Annotated in this window: 14 protein-coding genes; 13 read left to right on the forward strand and 1 reads right to left on the reverse strand. The window is 61.0% G+C overall.

Features of this window, described 5'->3' with window-relative positions; all coding sequences use genetic code 11:
- Positions 1-18: 18 nt before the first annotated feature.
- From FJQ89_RS28685 to FJQ89_RS02655, 8 genes are read left to right on the forward strand one after another with little or no spacing between them, the layout of a single operon-like run.
- The gene (locus tag FJQ89_RS28685) at positions 19-204 is read left to right on the forward strand and encodes a phage tail assembly chaperone (RefSeq protein WP_423245208.1); all 186 of its coding nucleotides are present in this window, start codon (positions 19-21) and stop codon (positions 202-204) included.
- A complete protein-coding gene (locus FJQ89_RS02625) occupies positions 205-5,775 on the forward strand; it encodes a hypothetical protein (protein ID WP_141168918.1) in 5,571 nt (1,856 codons plus the stop codon).
- Entirely contained in the window at positions 5,772-7,241 is a 1,470-nt protein-coding gene (locus FJQ89_RS02630) for a hypothetical protein (protein WP_141168919.1), read from the forward strand. The genes FJQ89_RS02625 and FJQ89_RS02630 overlap by 4 nt, the downstream gene beginning before the upstream one ends.
- Positions 7,238-9,379, forward strand: a complete 2,142-nt coding sequence (locus FJQ89_RS02635; protein WP_141168920.1) for a hypothetical protein — start codon at positions 7,238-7,240, stop codon at positions 9,377-9,379. The genes FJQ89_RS02630 and FJQ89_RS02635 overlap by 4 nt, the downstream gene beginning before the upstream one ends.
- Complete coding sequence (locus FJQ89_RS02640; RefSeq protein ID WP_141168921.1) at positions 9,376-9,657, forward strand: hypothetical protein; 282 nt, start codon at positions 9,376-9,378, stop codon at positions 9,655-9,657. Before FJQ89_RS02635 ends, FJQ89_RS02640 begins: the two co-directional genes overlap by 4 nt.
- Positions 9,654-10,415: a hypothetical protein gene (locus FJQ89_RS02645; protein WP_141168922.1), complete on the forward strand. Its 762-nt coding sequence runs from the start codon at positions 9,654-9,656 to the stop codon at positions 10,413-10,415. The genes FJQ89_RS02640 and FJQ89_RS02645 overlap by 4 nt, the downstream gene beginning before the upstream one ends.
- A 7-nt stretch (positions 10,416-10,422) precedes the next feature.
- Positions 10,423-11,277, forward strand: a complete 855-nt coding sequence (locus FJQ89_RS02650; RefSeq protein ID WP_141168923.1) for a hypothetical protein — start codon at positions 10,423-10,425, stop codon at positions 11,275-11,277.
- Positions 11,278-11,280: 3 nt separating this feature from the next.
- Positions 11,281-11,964 (forward strand): tail fiber domain-containing protein, encoded by a 684-nt coding sequence (locus FJQ89_RS02655; protein WP_141168924.1) that lies wholly within the window; start codon positions 11,281-11,283, stop codon positions 11,962-11,964.
- A 13-nt stretch (positions 11,965-11,977) separates the two neighbouring features.
- On the opposite strand, the gene FJQ89_RS28295 is transcribed toward FJQ89_RS02655, so the two are convergent.
- The gene (locus FJQ89_RS28295; RefSeq protein WP_243136379.1) at positions 11,978-12,133 is read right to left on the reverse strand and encodes a hypothetical protein; all 156 of its coding nucleotides are present in this window, start codon (positions 12,131-12,133) and stop codon (positions 11,978-11,980) included.
- Between FJQ89_RS28295 and FJQ89_RS02660 the strand changes: the two genes are divergently transcribed.
- The 5 genes from FJQ89_RS02660 (at position 12,132) to FJQ89_RS02680 (ending at position 15,069) form a co-directional block, all read left to right on the forward strand.
- Positions 12,132-12,461, forward strand: coding sequence for a hypothetical protein (locus FJQ89_RS02660; RefSeq protein ID WP_227742029.1), 330 nt, complete (start codon positions 12,132-12,134; stop codon positions 12,459-12,461). The two genes, FJQ89_RS28295 and FJQ89_RS02660, sit on opposite strands and share 2 nt — an antisense overlap.
- Positions 12,458-12,895 carry a D-Ala-D-Ala carboxypeptidase family metallohydrolase gene (locus FJQ89_RS02665; RefSeq protein WP_141168925.1) on the forward strand — a complete coding sequence of 146 codons (438 nt, stop codon included), beginning with the start codon at positions 12,458-12,460 and terminating at the stop codon, positions 12,893-12,895. The genes FJQ89_RS02660 and FJQ89_RS02665 overlap by 4 nt, the downstream gene beginning before the upstream one ends.
- On the forward strand, positions 12,892-13,287 hold the full coding sequence (locus FJQ89_RS02670) for a hypothetical protein (RefSeq protein WP_141168926.1): 396 nt from the start codon (positions 12,892-12,894) through the stop codon (positions 13,285-13,287). Before FJQ89_RS02665 ends, FJQ89_RS02670 begins: the two co-directional genes overlap by 4 nt.
- Positions 13,284-13,550: a hypothetical protein gene (locus FJQ89_RS02675; protein WP_141168927.1), complete on the forward strand. Its 267-nt coding sequence runs from the start codon at positions 13,284-13,286 to the stop codon at positions 13,548-13,550. Before FJQ89_RS02670 ends, FJQ89_RS02675 begins: the two co-directional genes overlap by 4 nt.
- Before the next feature lie 730 nt (positions 13,551-14,280).
- Positions 14,281-15,069 carry a DNA adenine methylase gene (locus tag FJQ89_RS02680; RefSeq protein ID WP_141168928.1) on the forward strand — a complete coding sequence of 263 codons (789 nt, stop codon included), beginning with the start codon at positions 14,281-14,283 and terminating at the stop codon, positions 15,067-15,069.
- The last annotated feature ends 847 nt before the right edge of the window (positions 15,070-15,916 follow it).

The following is a 15,916-nucleotide window of genomic DNA, read 5'->3' on the forward strand; positions in this document are numbered from 1 at the left end:
CCGCCCGAGCTGGCCTATATCTGGACCTGGTTCACCCAGCTGAACCAGAAACGTCAGTGTGGCATGGCCGTGAATTCGCTGACCAGTGCCGAGATATTGGCCTGGCAGGCGCGCCACGGCATCCGCTTCGATCCGTTCGAAGAGGGCGTGATTGATCGCCTTGACGTGCTCTTCATGCACCATCAAAACAAGAAGGACAAATAAATGCCTGATATCGCCCAACTTGGACTTTCCATCGATACGCGCCAGGTAGTCGAGGGCAGCAAAGCCCTGGATTCCCTCGGCGAGGCGGCGGTGCGCGTCGAGCAGAAGACTGCTGGCGCCACTGCTGCTGTCGACAAGTTGGGCGAGGCCAGCGCTGGTGCCAAGGCCAAGGCCACTGAAGGCGCAGCGGCTGTCGATGCGCTGGGTGATGCTGGTGCGCGCGTTGCGCCAAAGGTTGGTGGCGCGACCACGTCCGTTGACTCGCTGAGCGCGGCGACGGCGCGCGTGCGCTCGACATCGACCGAGGGCGTCAGCGCGCTTGACAACTTCACCAATTCGTCGGCCGGTGTGTGGCGCCGCGGCAGCGATGCCGCCAAAAGCGTCGAAGCGCTCGGCGATGCCACGCAGCGCACCGGCCAACGTGCAGCCATCAGCAATGGCCAGATGGATGATACGTCCAAAATCATGCGCGCTCAGGCTGAGCAGGCGCGTCAGGCGGCACAGGCCACGACGGCGCTTGGCGGTTCCACCACGCAATTGACGCTCGGCCAGCAGCAGCTGATTGAGCGCATGCGCGAGCAGGCGGCCACAATTGGTATGAGCCGCACCCAGCTGCTTGCCTATCAGGCAGCGCAGATGGGCGTGACTCAAGAGACGCAGCGAGCAATTGCAACAATCAAGGCGCATGAGGATGCACTCAAAGCCGCCGCCAAGGCAAAAGAGGATGCGGCACGCTCGTCCAGCGTTCTCGCTGATGGACTCAAAATGCTTGGCGCGGCGTATGCAGCGTTGAAGGTATGGGATTACGTGAAGGAAACGGCTCTCCTGGCGGCTCGGTACGAGACGCTTGGTGTCGTGATGACAGTAGTGGGCCGCAATGCTGGATATACCAAGACGCAGATGATTACCGCCACGGAGGCAATCGCGGCGCAGGGCATCACGATGATCGAGTCGCGCGAGTCGGCCGTCAAGCTGGTGCAGGCGCACGTAGACCTGAAAAACGCCACCGTGCTGGCGCGCATTGCCCAAGATGCGGCGGTAATCGGACACCTGAATTCTTCCGACGCATTCGATCGCCTGGTCAATGGCATCGCGCGGGGCAACGTGCTGATCTTGCGGAATATCGGTATTAACGTGAACTTGCAAAGCGCATATCGCCAGATGGCCGATGAGCTGGGCAAGACCACCAAGGAGCTGACGGAGAACGAGCGCGTGCAGGCGCGCCTTAATGCCGTGATTGATCGCGGTTCCGATATTGCTGGGACCTATGCCGCAAGTATGGACACAGCCGGTAAGCAGATCACTTCGATGCAACGCTACGTGACGGACTTGAAAACACGCTTTGGCGAAACGTTCAACGAAGTGCTCACTGTTTCTGTGATGGCACTTACGCGCTCCCTGAAAGATGCTAACGGAGAGGTAAGTGAGTTATCTAAAAATAATCAACTAGAGGATTGGGGGCATAACCTTGCCGCGACCTTTGTTTGGCTTGCGAATACTGTAAGCAATGCAAATACAGTGTTGGTTAAAGCGTGGGCATGGGCAGATCACCGTGAGGCGCGCGACAACCTGGTGGGCAAGTTTCGCCTTCAGGCGCGGGCAAATGATGCCGACAGCTCAATTCAAGAGCCGGAGCGCGTGCGTCGCGCGGCGCGAATTGAGTCAGGCTTGCAAAGCGAGTTGGCGCAAGAGTATGTCGACTATGTGAGTCATCAGGCCAAACTAACAGGTGAGTTCGATAGATTTGCGATCGCTGAGACTGAGCGCAATGCAACCCGGACAGCGAGGCGCAAATCGGAAGCCGACGCGCGTTTGAAGGTAGATGCAGACTATGCCAAAGCCGCGTCAGACATTCTCCTGAAATCAGCCTCAGAAGGCGCGGTCGCTCAAGAATCGGCGCGCAAGAAAGTTCTCGCTCTTTACGAGAAAACCTATGTCGGCACGCCCACCTACCGCGACACCGAAGGTCGCGAGCCAAAGCCAAAGGCCGACCAGGTCGAAAACACGCAACTCGCCGACCAGATCAAGCAGTATGAGAAAGTGGCTGCGGTAGCCAAGGCGCACTATGACGCCTTGGGCAAGCTTGACGATATGTATCTAAAGGGCGGAGAGTTATCAGTTCAACAGGCATACGAGAACAAGCGCTCGTATGCAACCAAAACATATGAAGCCCAGATTGATGCGTATGACCTGGAGCTCGATGCATTGACCAGCCACAACAGCCGTACCAGCGGCGAGGCTGCGAAACACGAAAAGCAGATCAACGAGATCCTCGGGAAACGTGACGCGGCCGAGAAAGCCTTCTTTGACGAGAGTTTCCGTCGGGACGAAGAGGAGCGCTTGCGCCAAGCGGCAATCGCCACCGCCGCATCCGATGCTGCAAACAAGGAAATCGCCGCCATTAACGCCCAGGTCGCCGCTGTTGAGGAGCAAATTCGCACCTACGGCTTGTTGCCGGCGCAAAAAACCGCTTTGGCAGTCGCTGACCTTGAAGAGCAAAAGGCTGCTCTTGCAAACTTCGAAGGCAATGAGAAGGTCATCGATGGCATCAATCGCAAAATCGAAGCGATGAAACGCCTTGGCATTGTACAAGGCAAGGCTTCGACGCAAGAGCAGGGCGGCGACGTGGCCAAGGCCAAGGAGCTGCTGGACATCCTGACGGCTGTCGACACCGCAACGAAGTCGGCAGCGCAAGGCATGGCTGCGTCGTTCGGCGCGGTCGGCACCGCCATCGGCGGACTGACGACAGCATTGTCCGGCTATGCCGTGCAGCAGCAGGCTATCGTTGCCCAGTTGGCAGCTGCCACTAAAGATGCCTATGGTGACCCGACCAAGGTCGCCAAGGCCCAGGCTGCTGCGGCCCAGCAGGGCGCGCAGGCCCAGATCAAATCCTATGGCGACATGGCCAGCTCGGCCAAGGGCTTTTTCAAAGAGAACACCGCTGGCTATCGGGCAATGGAAGGCGCTGAAAAAGCTTATCGCGCCGTGGAAATGGCTATGGCGATTGAATCGATGGTCAAGAAGCTGTTTGCCGTCGAGGTCGTGACGACTGCAACATTGGGGGCGGAAGCTGCTAAAGCGGTGGCCGTCCAGGCCGGCACAGCAACGCAACTTGCTGCTGACACGGTGAAAGGCACATCCGCTGCCGCCGTGGCGGTCGCTACGCAAGCGCAGGGCGATCCTTACAGCGCTTGGATTCGCATGGCAGCGATGGCTGCGGCAATGGCAGCGCTGGGCTTTGCAGTATCTGGCGGCGGCGGCTCGGACACGACTGCCAGGGACCGCCAGGCCGCCACCGGTACCGGATCCATCCTGGGCGACTCATCCGCGAAATCGGAATCGATCGCCCACAGCCTGGCCATCATGGAGAAAAACTCCGGCCTGGGCCTGGCGCACACCATTTCGATGGATTCGTCCCTCAAGCAGATGGTGGCCGGCATCGGCAACTTATCCAGCCTGCTGGCGCGGTCTGGTGTGACTGCTGCTGGCGGCGGTGCGGCATCGGGGGTGCAAACTGGCACGACCACGCTGGGTGGCAGCCTGGGCATGGCTGCCGGCACGCTGGCTGGCGGCGTCGGCGGCGCGGCACTCGGCACTTATCTGGGGATGGGCATGGCGGCCATTGGCGGTCCGCTGGGCTTGGCAGTTGGGGCTGTGCTCGGTTCTGTGCTCGGTGGCGTCGTGTCGAAACTGTTCAACACCTCGACCTCGATCAAGGACCAGGGCATCACCGGCAAGGCCATGTCGCTGGGGAATGTCGATGCGCTGGGCTTTACGGCCCAGGCGTATGCCGACGTCAACACAAAGAAAAAGGCCTTCGGCATCAGCTACAGCAGCAAGGACAGCACCAAAACGGCTGCGCTGTCGGACGAAATGAACGACCAGTTCACCATGATCATCACCAGCATGGGCGACACCATCCGCAGCGCAGCTGACGTGCTGGGCCTGGGTGGTGCTGCGTTCAATGCGCACCTCAATTCGTTCGTGGTGGACCTGGGCAAGATCTCGCTGAAAGACTTGTCGGGCGAAGAGCAGCAGAAAGCCCTGGAGACGGCGTTTTCCAAGATGGGCGACGACATGGCCAAGTTTGGCGTGGCCGGCCTGGCGCAATACCAGGCGGTGGGCGAGGGCTATCTGGAAACGCTGGTGCGCGTCACCAATGATTTCATGCAGGTGTCCGACGTGCTGGCCGTGCTGGGCAAGTCCTTCAACACCACCGGCCTGGGCGCTGTGGCGCTCAGCGAAAGCCTGATCTTGGCGACCGGCGGCCTGGAGGCGTTGACGAACAATACCGGCTATTTTGTCGAGAACTTCCTGACGGAAGCGGAACGCATGGCGCCGATCACCAAGTCGGTGAACGATGCCATGGGCAAGTTGGGCGTTTCAGGCGTGACCACGGTCGACCAGTTCAAGGCTCTGGTGCTGGCGCAGGACCTGAACACGGCCGCTGGCCAGTCCATGTATGCGCAGCTGATCGCCATCGCTGAGCCGTTCAAGAAAGCAGCCGACTACGCGGCCGAACTGGCTGCTGCAACTGGCGATTTTGCTGCTGTGGCAAAAACCGCCAGCGAGATCGCCAGCGAACACCGCGACCTGCAGCAGCAGCTCAATGAATTGACGAAAAGCGAAACGGAACTGCTGGCCATCCAGCGCTCCAGCATCGCCGCCGTCAACCGTGCGCTGTTCGACCAGGTACAGGCGGCCAAGGCCGTGGTATCGGCCAAGGACGCACTGGGCAAGGCCTACGACAGAGAGGCGACAGCGGCCCAGACGGCGCTGGATAAGTCGAAGTCGTGGGTGACCACCCTCAACGGGCTGAACCCAAGCCTGGCCTTGGGCGCCCAGTCGACGCTGACGCCGGAGCAGAAGTACGCCGAGGCGCGCGCCCAGTTCGAGAAGACCCTGGCGGCGGCCAATGCCGGCGACACGACGGCGCAGTCCGGCCTGTCGGCTGCCGAGCAGGCCTTCCTGACGGCGTCCCAGGTGGTCAACGCCTCGGACGCCCGCTACGCGGCAGATTACGCCCGCGTGCTGGCGGCCAATGACGAGGCGTTGAAATGGGCTTCGGCCCAGGTCGACGTGCAGCAGGCCAGCCTGGATGCCCTCAAGGCCCAGGTGTCGGGCCTGATCACCATTAACGACAGCGTGCTGACGGTGGCGCAAGCCATCGCCAACCTGCATGCGGCGATGGGCACGGCGACCGGGCTGGGCGTCAAGTTCGACGGTTCCCATGCCGGCGGGCTGGTCAGCACTCCCTATGACGGCTATATCGCCGAGCTGCATGCAGGTGAGCCGGTGATTGATGCGCCGGCGGCCGCTGCGCTGCGCCGCTACTTTGGCGGTACCGGTCCAAGCCAAGGCGGCGGCAATACAGCTGCCTTGGTAGCTGAGATAAAAGGCCTGCGCGAAGAGGTGAAGGGCTTGCGCGCCGATCAGGCGAAGCAAACCGGCGCCACCATCCAGGCCACCGTCGAATCGAACGACAAAGCGGCCCAGACGGTCGTGGCTGGTGTCGACAAGTCAGCAAAGAGCTCAGCCTGGGCCAATACAGTGAAAGGTGAATACGCATGACTGATGCGCAATTTTTAGCATGGCTGCAAAGCCCGTCCGCCATTCGCATGGTGCTGATCGAAGCCCAGGTGAACGTGGCCGGCGAGGAGGTGACGCGGTATATCGCCTCCCGGCCGTATGTAACCGGCCCGACCGAGGTGCCGGCCAATACCGAGTACCTGCCGCTGGCCACCGACGGCCTGGCCTTCACGGAACAGGTCAGCTTGACGGGTGAAGCTGGCTTGTCGGGTGGCGACATCGAGCTGGACAACGGCGATGGCGCACTCGACAGCTGGCTGGACGACGTCTGGCGCAACTGCGTCATCAAAGCCTGGGTTGGCGACCCCAGTTGGCCGCGCGCCGACTTCCACCTGAGGTTTAACGGCACCATCGACGACATTGGCAGTTCCAGCCGCGAGACGATCAACCTGGTGCTGCGCGACAAGATGCAGCGCTTAAATACACCCATCACCGAGGTCAAGTTGGGCGGCACGACGCCGAACAAGGACGCAATCTTGCCGATTCCGTTCGGGGAATGCCACAACGTCACGCCGCTGCTGACCGATCCGGTCACGCTGGAGTATGGTTTTCTCGGTGCCGTCGAGTCGAGTTTCGAGGTGCGCACCAACGGCAAGCCGATTGCCGTGGCCTTGAATGACCAGGCCGGGCGCTTCAACCTGACCACGCCGCCGTATTCGGCTGCGATCACCGTCAGCGTGCAGGGCGACAAGGGCGGCGGCTATGCGCCGCGCATCGCGCCACTGGTGCAGCGCATCGCCACTGCCTACGGCAAGGATGCCGACCGCTTCACGCTGGCCGATCTCGACCTGGACAATCTGGCCGCCTTCGATGCCGCCCACCCGCAACTGGTGGGCCTGTACGTTGCGGACCGGACGAACCAGGCACAAGCCATCCAGCAGCTGGCGGCCAGCGTGGGCGCCCAGGCGCTGATGTCGCGCACCGGCCAGCTGCGGCTGGTGCAGATCGCGCTGCCCGCCGCCGGCGTGCCGGTGCAGATTGGCCCCGAACACATGAAACTCGATTCCTTGCGCCCGGTACAGCGCCTGCCGGTGGTGGCGGCCGTCAAGATCGCCTTCGACCGGAATTACACGGTGCAGGCCAGCCTGACCACCAGCATCCCGCCAGCGCATGCCGATCTGTACGCGACGGAATGGCTGACGGAAACCGCTGTCGATGCCGTGGTAAAGGCGCGTTACCGCCTGACGGATGACCCGCCGCAAATCGAAACCTGCCTCAAGACCAACGCGGACGCGCAAGCGGAAGCGGCGCGGCGCCTGGCTCTGAACAAGGTGCAGCGCACGATTTACGAATTTGACGGAGAGCCTGAGATGATGATGCTGGAACTGGGGCAGCCGGTGGTGCTGCGCGATGACCGCTTCGGCCTGCAGGACGGCGTGCCTGGTGTGGTGGTGCTGCTGTCGCACCAATGGCTGGCCGGGCGCGTGACGGTGGGGGTGCTGGTATGACCGCCATCGGCGGCGCGCGCGATACGCTGTTGCAGGCGACAGCGGAGCGTTTCAGCACGACGGCAGACGGCAAGGCGATCCTGCTGGCTGGCAGCACGCCTGTTTTCCGCGTGAACAGCGACGGCGCGGGTGCGCCCGGCTCGATCGCCATTACCGCCAAGCCGGTGAACGTGGTGGGCGATATCGTGTTTTCGGTATCCGCCGGCACGCAGATCGCAGTCGACGGCAACGTGGCCACGGTCGACTTTGCCAGCATGACTACGGATACGGCCCTGGTGCAGGCGCGTATCCGTGAATTTGGTGTCGATTACGTCGCCAACTACATGATCAGCAAGGTCTTCGACGGCGTCAGGGGCGACACCGGCCTGGCCGGCTTGAACACGGGCCAAGCGTTCGCCTACAAGCGCGCGGCAGTGGCGCCTGATGATTCGCCGGGTGACGTGATCTTTACTTTTGCCACGGGCAGCATCACGACGCCTGCCGGCAACGACCTGGCCAATGGCTGGTCAAAGAATATCCCGGCTGGTTCGACGCCCCTGTACGTGCGCGTGTCCGCCGCCAGCTCGCGCAATGCCACGGACAATATTGTCGCCAACGAGTGGTCGTCGGCCGTGCAGCTGGCCAGGGACGGCGCCACCGGTGCTGATGGCACGAACACGGCACAGGCCTTCGCTTATAAGCGGGCGGCATCCGCGCCCGTTGACTCGCCCGGCGATGTGGTCTACACGTTCTCCAGCGCAGCCATCACCACGCCGGTCGACAACGACCTTGCCAATGGCTGGACCAAGACCATCCCGGCCGGTACGGCACCGCTGTACGTGCGCGTAGCAGCGGCCAGTTCGCGCAGCGCCACGGATGGCATTGCCGCCAACGAATGGACGGCTGCCGTACTGCTGGCCCAGGATGGCACGCCTGGCCAGAACGGTGTGAACGTGGCGCCCGTTCGTATTTATCAGCGTGCCGCCGTCAATGTGGCGCCAGCGCTGCCAAGCGCTACTTGCACGCTCACCTTTGCAACAGGCGTACTCACAGGCTTGAATAATGGCTGGTCGACGCAGGTGCCGACAGCGGGTGGCGCTTATTTGTTTACGTCGGGCGCCGCAGCCGCGTCGAAGGCCGCTACCGATGATATCCCTGCCAGTGAATGGGCGGTGGCGACGCGCATGGCGGCTGATGGTGAAAATGGCATGGATGGCCTGAACGTGGCGCCCGTGCGCATCTACCAGCGCGGCGCGACCAGCATTGCGCCGGCGCTGCCGAGTGCGGCGTGCACGTTCACCTTTGCCACGGGAACGCTCGCCGGCTTGAACAACGGCTGGTCGACGCAGGTGCCGACGGCGGGCGGTGCATACCTGTTCACCTCGGGCGCCACAGCAGCGTCGCGCGGCGCCACCGATGACATTCCCGCCAGTGAATGGTCGGCGGCAGCGCGCTTGGCTGCCGATGGCGCCACCGGCCAGCGCGGTACCGTGACGGTGACGGCGCCCGGCTATTCCACTTGGTCGGATGCCTCGGCCGTGTATGAGTTGGGCCATGCCGGCTATGGTGCGCCGATCAACCGCGATGTGGTGACACTGTACGACGCCACGCATGCGGTGACGAAGTATTTTGACAACGGTGCATGGCTGGCCCTTGGTACGGTGCTAAACGGCAATCTGCTGGTCGATGGCAGCGTAGCGGCGAAGGCGCTGTCGGTGGATAACCTGGCGGCAATCACCGCGATTCTGGGGAATGTGAGGGCTGGCGATTTGTACGGAACGACGCTGCATGGCGGCCCAGGGTATCCGACCAATGCCTACAACTGGCCTGGCTCCGCCGAAGGCAGTGGATACCATTTGAGCGCTCAGGGGCTGCTTATCGGGAATCGCAATGCCCCAGGAGGATATTTCCAGCTGTCGAGTACTGGATATTTTGAGATGCCAGGACTTACCGTGACGCCTGGAACTGCAGGAACCCCTCCGGTTGCGAGATTCTCCGGCGTACTGTCGGGCGTTGTCGGCTCCTTTCAGTTGATCCAGAGCCCCAACCGCCTTGCCGGTAACAATGAAGGATACGACCAGGCCGGTACAGGTCTCTATTTTTACAATGCTGATGGCAGTATCTCCATGGCCTTGGGACAGTGGCCGCGACCGCTATGACAGGCATCTGGACTTTCAAACCCGACGGCAGGCCAGTCATCACGCCTACCGTGGCCGGCGGTGTATTCCTTGGGATGCATCAGCAAAAGAGCGGTGACCCGCTCATCAAGACGTTTCTTGGAGTGGCTGGTCTTAAGCTGCGTGTCTATCAAGTAGGTACCGGCAGTTTTGTCTGGGACACCGGGAACGACGCCGATGGAAACCCAACGATCACGTTCTACGAGCAGTCCACCCCCTTTGGCGAACGAGACGCGTTATTACTGGTATTTGCAGTATGAGTATTTTCTTTAATACAGCGACGGGCAATCGCCTGATTGATAACGTCAACATCGTGCCGGAGTTCATTGGCAAGGTGACCCTCAGCAACTCACCATCCGTCGGAGACGTAGGCTCAGAGTCTGGCTACAGGTTGCATCGCTACGCAGGCAGAATGCCTGCAACTAACGGGCGCCCCTACATGGTGTTTTGGAGTATTCCAGCATCATTTTCTGATGTTTGGTGGTTGCCTGTAGAGGTTGTTGGTTTTTCTGGCTCCGCTCAAGTATCAGCAGTCATCGATGCCTTTTTCGCGCCAGGAACGCCTATGCCTGCGGTATTGCCAGAGGCCTATGTTTTCTCTCTAGGCCCGGTCGAGATTTCCCCCTTGAAGATGGCCGCCCGTGTGTGGGATAACGCCGGGCGCCTGCTGTTCGACAGCGGAAAAATGCATCTTGCGTTGCAGCATGCAGTCGGCGGGATGCGCGTTGACTTCAGTACCTCAGTACTGGCGTTGCCCTCGTTGTCCAGCAAGGCCGCATTCCTGGTGCCATCGGTTTTCCATCGACGGGAGGTTTACGCGGAAGGTGATCAAGAGGCCATTGTCACGGACTGGTACGCCTGCGTGCGATTTACAGGGGGTGAAATGATTGCCCGTCTGGTGCAGGTGTATCGGACTGGCGTAACACCAAGTCAGGAATGGTCCTATCAACAGGATCATACCTACGGCAACACCACCGGCCTGGTGCTGCCAGTTATTGATGCCAGCATTTACGATTAGGAGTGGTATGCCCAATTTACGTATCGTCTACGACAACGCCGCCGACCGCGCGGCGCTCGCCGCATCCAGTCAGGCCGGCGCGTTGGGCCCGGCCAGCCTGCAGCGCGAACGCAAGTCGGCGGTGCTGCGTGCTACCGGCACGGCGCAAACGATCACCGCCACCTGGCCCACACAAGAGTCCATTGCCTGCGTGGCACTGATCTTCACCAACATGACCAGCAGCGCGCGCATGCGCGTGCGCGGCTACGGCCAGCCAGGCGACGCCGCGCCGGCGATCGACACGGGCTGGATGATGCCGTGCCCCGAGGCGCCGCTGGAATCCTACCCGTTCGGCGAACTGCCGTTGGGCTGGAATGCCTACAAGTGGGGCGGGACGAACACCTGGGCGCGCGGTGGCGGCGCTGACGCGGTGGCCTGGTTCGCTGCGGTATTCGTGCGCCAGCTGGTGGTCGAGGTGTACTGCCCGGACCTGCCGGAGGGTTATATCGAGATCTCGCGCTTGGTGGTCGGTAATTACTGGTCGCCCGAGTACAACGCTGAGTATGGCGCGTCGCTATTGCCGCAGGACAGCACGGAGAATTACCGTACCAGTGCCGGCGAACTGAAAAGTGCCATTGGCACCATGCATGACGGCATCAGCATCAACCTGCCCCACCTGACGCCGATGGACCGCGCCCGCTTCATGCGCATCCTGCGCGAGAACGGTAAAGAGCGCGCCATGCTGTTCAGCTTGTATCCGGAAAACGCCGACCCACTGCTGGAGCAGGACCACATGCTGTATGGCAAGGCAAGCAACCTGGACGCTGTGTCCACGCCGTACTACGAAACATATTCCGCACCACTCCAAATCGAAGGAATCTAAAAAATGGCAAGCAAATTTACGGCAGGCATGAAAAATGTGGTCGATGTGTTGAACCAAATGTGGGATGCATATGCGGCCGGGCCTTACAACGCTGTGCCATTGACGGGCGGCACGATGACCGGGTCATTGACGACGCCGCTTGTCCTGACAGATAAATTGGGCAATTACACCGGTCCGGTGGTGCTTTCATCGGGAGCTGGACAGGTCCGTCCGGACGGTGACGGAACCCATACCATGGGCACCGGCAATTTTCGTTGGTCTGTCCTCTATGCCTCCAGTGACACCATTGCGACCTCAGACGCCAACGAAAAGGAGCAATTTCGGCCATTCAGCGCCGACGAATTGGCGGTGGCCAAGGCGCTGGCCAGCATCATCGGTATGTACAAATGGCGTGAGGCAATCGCACGTAAGGGTTTGGATGCGCGCTGGCACGCTGGGCCGTATGCACAGGAGGTAATCGCGGTGTTTAGCGCCCACGGCCTCGATGCATTCGAGCATGGCGTGGCGTGCTATGACGAATGGCCAGAGGGCGCTATCGAGCACCCGGCAACCCCTGATCGAGCCGCGTGGACCGAGATTATTCCCGCTGGCAGCCGTTACGCCTTGCGCTATGCCGAGCTGAATTTGTGGCTGGCAAGGGGCTTCGATGCGCGCCTTGCGGCACTGGAGGCTGCAGCCAAGGCCTGATATATAAATTTCCTCACCACAAACCCGCTTCGGCGGGTTTTTTCATTTCCACCACCTGAAAGGCATTCATGGCCATCGAAACGACCGCCGCTGGCGGCGCACTGATTAAAATTTTTGGCATCCCGGTTCTTGCCGGCGCTGCCGCAACCTCACTGGGATTCATGTTCATGTGGCCAAAAACTGCAAAGGAAGCGGGCGTGCGCTTCTTCGTCACCATTCTCTTCTCCGCCCTGATGGGCCCGGCCCTAGTCGTGGTCGTGCGCAACTGGATGCCGGGCTTGTTCGACAGCGCGCGCGCAGTCGCCGTGCTATACGGCAGCGACCCGGCCCTGGGCTTCTTGTTCATCGCTGCGCCGCTGATGGTTGCCGCCGGCTTGCCCGCCTGGTGGGTGCTGGGCGCCACGGTGCGCTGGTTCGACAAGCGCCGTGACAAGGACATCGGCGAGCTGGCGCGCGATGCGGCTGCCGTCGTCAAGGATGTGCGGGGTGGCCTGTGAACCTGAGCCCGCATTTCAGCCTGGCCGAACTGGTCTCCTCGCAGGTGGCCACCCGTAAGGGCATCGACAACGCGCCGGCGCCCGCCATCGTCGCCAACCTCACGCGTCTGGCGGCGCTGCTCGAGCAGGTGCGCGCTCTGGTGGGCGCGCCCATCACCATTTCCAGCGGCTACCGCTCGCCCGCGCTCAACAAGGCCGTGGGCGGTGCCAGCAGCAGCGCCCACGTGCTGGGCCTGGCTGCCGATATCGGCACGGCCAAGCTGACGCCCAAGGCGCTGGCCCTGGTGATCCGGCAAAGCGATATCGCCTTCGACCAGCTTATCTACGAGGGAACGTGGGTGCATATCGGCTTATCGACGGGCGCGCCACGCCGCCAGGTGTTGACGGCCAAGTTTGCCGGCGCCGGTGTCAGCTACGTGGCGGGCATCGTATGAGCGCCCTTGGCACGCTGGCGGGCGCCGCCGTCAGCGGCATCTGGAAGGTGGCCGCCATCGCGCTGGCCGCCGCGCTGCTGTTGGTGGCCAGCTCCACCGGTACCGGCTGGTGGCTGGCCGCCGGCGACCGGGATGCCGCGCGCGCGGCGCTGGCGAAAGAGCAGGGCGTCAGCGCTGCGTTGCGGGCCTCTATCAGCGAGCAAAACCGCGCCATCGACGGCATGGCCAAGGCAACCCTGGCGGCGCAGGAGCGCGGCACAGCTGCGCAGGCGGCCGCCGCTGCCAAGGGCAAGAAGTATGACGCTGCCCTGGCGCAGATCGCGGGCGCGCGCGCCAATACCTGCGACGAAGCTATGTCGGCCGTCAGGCTACTGCTGGAGGGCGTGCGATGAAATGGATGCTTGTATTAATGCTGGCCGGCTGCGGCAGCGCGCCACTGGCGCTGCAGCGGGTCGAAGTTCCCGTCTTTACACCATGTGTAAAGTCGGTGCCGCAGCGGCCGGCCTATGAGTTTGCCCAGCTGGCGCCAGCGGCAACGGATGGTGAGATCGTCCTGGCGCTGGCGCGGGATTGGCCGCGCGGGCGGAAGTACGAGGGGGAACTGGAGGCGGTAATTGCAGGTTGCGCTCATTCAGCGGCCGATGTCGGTCACTGAGTGAATCCTGCCTATTCCGGACTCTCATCATGCGGTATATGCGTCCTGATCGCGTCCGTAAGTATTAGCTGATGCGCTAGGGCTGATGCCTCGATTCTTGCAGCTTGATCAGTTCGAAAATTGGTGGGGGTCGGGATCTTGATGGCTGGGGAGAACGGCGTTCCGGAAAATGCTACAAGAAAAATTAACCCTCGATGGCTGCCTTGTGGTGTTGGATATGCACCTAATTTGTAATCATATCCGGCTAGGCAGTACAACTGACTCGTCTCCATGAGCTTTTCCGTAAAATATGTTTGCACGACCTAATGTTGGTAGTCATTTGTTAATTATAGGTTACTTGATTGAAATTTCTATTGCAAACTATACGAGCGGCTTAATGCATATTTTCACGAAAGCCCATTGCCCGTGTTCGCCCGCCTTGCTGCTGATCGCATGCGCAAGCCCTCCTTCGGTGCCAGTGGCGCCGAAGGAGGCGCTGCGGCCGATACCGCCAGCGAGCTACTTCCTGACGCGGTGGCGCGAGATGCTTAAACCTTGATACTGCGCACGGAGGAGGCGGCCGCGACGGGGCGGGCGTGTCAGAGGTTCGTGCGAGAAAATGGCATGGCACCATAGAAGAGATGGCTGATCGTCGCTGCGCTAACAGCAGCAATCAGCCGGTGGAGCCTGGTGAGTAGGCTTGGATTGCCTCATGGGAGGAATTCGACTTTACCACTAGGAGGTACACATTTTGGCACTGCCCATCATTCCCTGGATCGGCGGCAAACGACGCCTGGCCGACCGCATCATCCCGCAATTTCCACCCCACACTTGCTACGTTGAGGTTTTCGCTGGCGGCGCCGCGCTTTACTTCATGCGGCCGCCGGCCGAGGTGGAAGTGCTCAACGACGTCAACGGCGAGCTGATCAACCTGTATCGCGTCGTGAAGTGCCACCTGGAGGAATTCGTGCGCCAGTTCAAGTGGGCGCTGTCGAGTCGCGAGGTATTCAAGTGGCTGCAGGACACGCCTCCGCATACCCTGACGGATCTGCAGCGCGCGGCCCGATTCTTCTACCTGCAGCAGCATGCCTTCGGCGGGAAGGTCGACGGGCAGAACTGGGGCACGGCCACCACCGCGCCGCCGCTCAACCTGCTGCGCATCGAGGAAAACCTTTCGGCCGCACACCTGCGCTTGTCCGGCGCCTACATCGAGAACCTGGACTGGTACAAATGCATGGAGCGCTACGACCGGCCGCACACGCTGTTTTACCTGGACCCGCCGTACTGGGAGACAGCCGGTTATGGCGTGGAGTTTGAATTCGCTCAGTACGAGAAGATGGCCGAGCTGATGGGCAGGCTGAAGGGCAAGGCCATCTTGAGCTTGAATGACCACCCGGACATCAGACGGGTGTTCGCGCGTTTCCAGATGGACACAACCGGCATCCAGTACAACGTGGGCGGCGGCGGCATGGCTGTTGAGCGAAAGGAATTAATCATTTACTCTTGGGATAGGGCTGCGGAGCCAGCTGGCCTATTCTAAGGACTGCTTCAGGACGGGGCAGCGGCCATGGACGGCGAGATCGTCCTGGCGCTGGAGCAGGATTGGCCGCTTGGCCGGAAGTACGAGGTGGAACTGGAGGCGGTAATTGCCGGATGCATTCCGCCAGATGAAAAAACAGAGCACTGATTGTCGCGGCGCCTGTTCACGCGCTTCCACCTGCGCTATAGAAAGAACGCAGACTCCTCCGGCCAAGAACTGGTTTTGCCATCCTCTGGCACAAGAGTAAGCATCGCGCCAGTTTCTATAAGGTGGTATGCGAGTGCCGAAGCCTCAATCGTCGCCCCTCGCTCAGTTTTGAATACACTAGGCGTCGGGATTTCAATAATCGGAGAGTACTGGAGGCCTGCATTAGCACAAAGCAGTATCATTCCCTGATACATTCCGTTCGCCTTTCTGTAACTGACTATCTGGTACTCATATTCACCATGTTGCATTTTTCAATTGGTCTCCATGCGCTTCTCCTTCAAGTCGGATGACAGTGAATAGATTCGCAGAGGTAGATTTTAGCTCCAACTTTGGCCAGCGAAAAGTATAGTTTTGCAATCATTGCGCAATCGAACCCTTCTATAAAACCATTATAGTAGCGGCATGTGTGCTGACCACACCTCTCGCCGTAAAGAGCAGATCGAAGCTCGTTTCGATGTTCGATCAGCTCAACTCGATTTGCCGCCAGAGGCATGGCCCGGCTATATGGCGCCGATCCTGCGAGGTTCGCAGGAGGCGCCCGGTGAACTGGAAGTGGCGCCGACCATGTTCGGCACGGTGCCCCATAGTACCGACCACAAGCTAGCTCTCAGACCTACGCGAGCACGGAGACAGTAGCTTG

Source organism: Janthinobacterium tructae (assembly GCF_006517255.1).
GTDB lineage: Bacteria > Pseudomonadota > Gammaproteobacteria > Burkholderiales > Burkholderiaceae_D > Janthinobacterium > Janthinobacterium tructae.

Excerpts from the sequence above, each read along its gene's own strand:
- FJQ89_RS02630 (WP_141168919.1), top strand. The coding sequence starts at position 5,772 with ATGACTGATGCGCAATTTTTAGCATGGCTGCAAAGCCCGTCCGCCATT.
- FJQ89_RS02640 (WP_141168921.1), top strand. The coding sequence starts at position 9,376 with ATGACAGGCATCTGGACTTTCAAACCCGACGGCAGGCCAGTCATCACG.
- FJQ89_RS02650 (WP_141168923.1), top strand. The coding sequence starts at position 10,423 with ATGCCCAATTTACGTATCGTCTACGACAACGCCGCCGACCGCGCGGCG.
- FJQ89_RS02675 (WP_141168927.1), top strand. The coding sequence starts at position 13,284 with ATGAAATGGATGCTTGTATTAATGCTGGCCGGCTGCGGCAGCGCGCCA.
- FJQ89_RS28295 (WP_243136379.1), bottom strand. The coding sequence starts at position 12,133 with ATGAACATGAATCCCAGTGAGGTTGCGGCAGCGCCGGCAAGAACCGGG.
- FJQ89_RS02670 (WP_141168926.1), top strand. The coding sequence starts at position 12,892 with ATGAGCGCCCTTGGCACGCTGGCGGGCGCCGCCGTCAGCGGCATCTGG.
- FJQ89_RS02655 (WP_141168924.1), top strand. The coding sequence starts at position 11,281 with ATGGCAAGCAAATTTACGGCAGGCATGAAAAATGTGGTCGATGTGTTG.
- FJQ89_RS02635 (WP_141168920.1), top strand. The coding sequence starts at position 7,238 with ATGACCGCCATCGGCGGCGCGCGCGATACGCTGTTGCAGGCGACAGCG.
- FJQ89_RS02645 (WP_141168922.1), top strand. The coding sequence starts at position 9,654 with ATGAGTATTTTCTTTAATACAGCGACGGGCAATCGCCTGATTGATAAC.
- FJQ89_RS02660 (WP_227742029.1), top strand. The coding sequence starts at position 12,132 with ATGTGGCCAAAAACTGCAAAGGAAGCGGGCGTGCGCTTCTTCGTCACC.
- FJQ89_RS02625 (WP_141168918.1), top strand. The coding sequence starts at position 205 with ATGCCTGATATCGCCCAACTTGGACTTTCCATCGATACGCGCCAGGTA.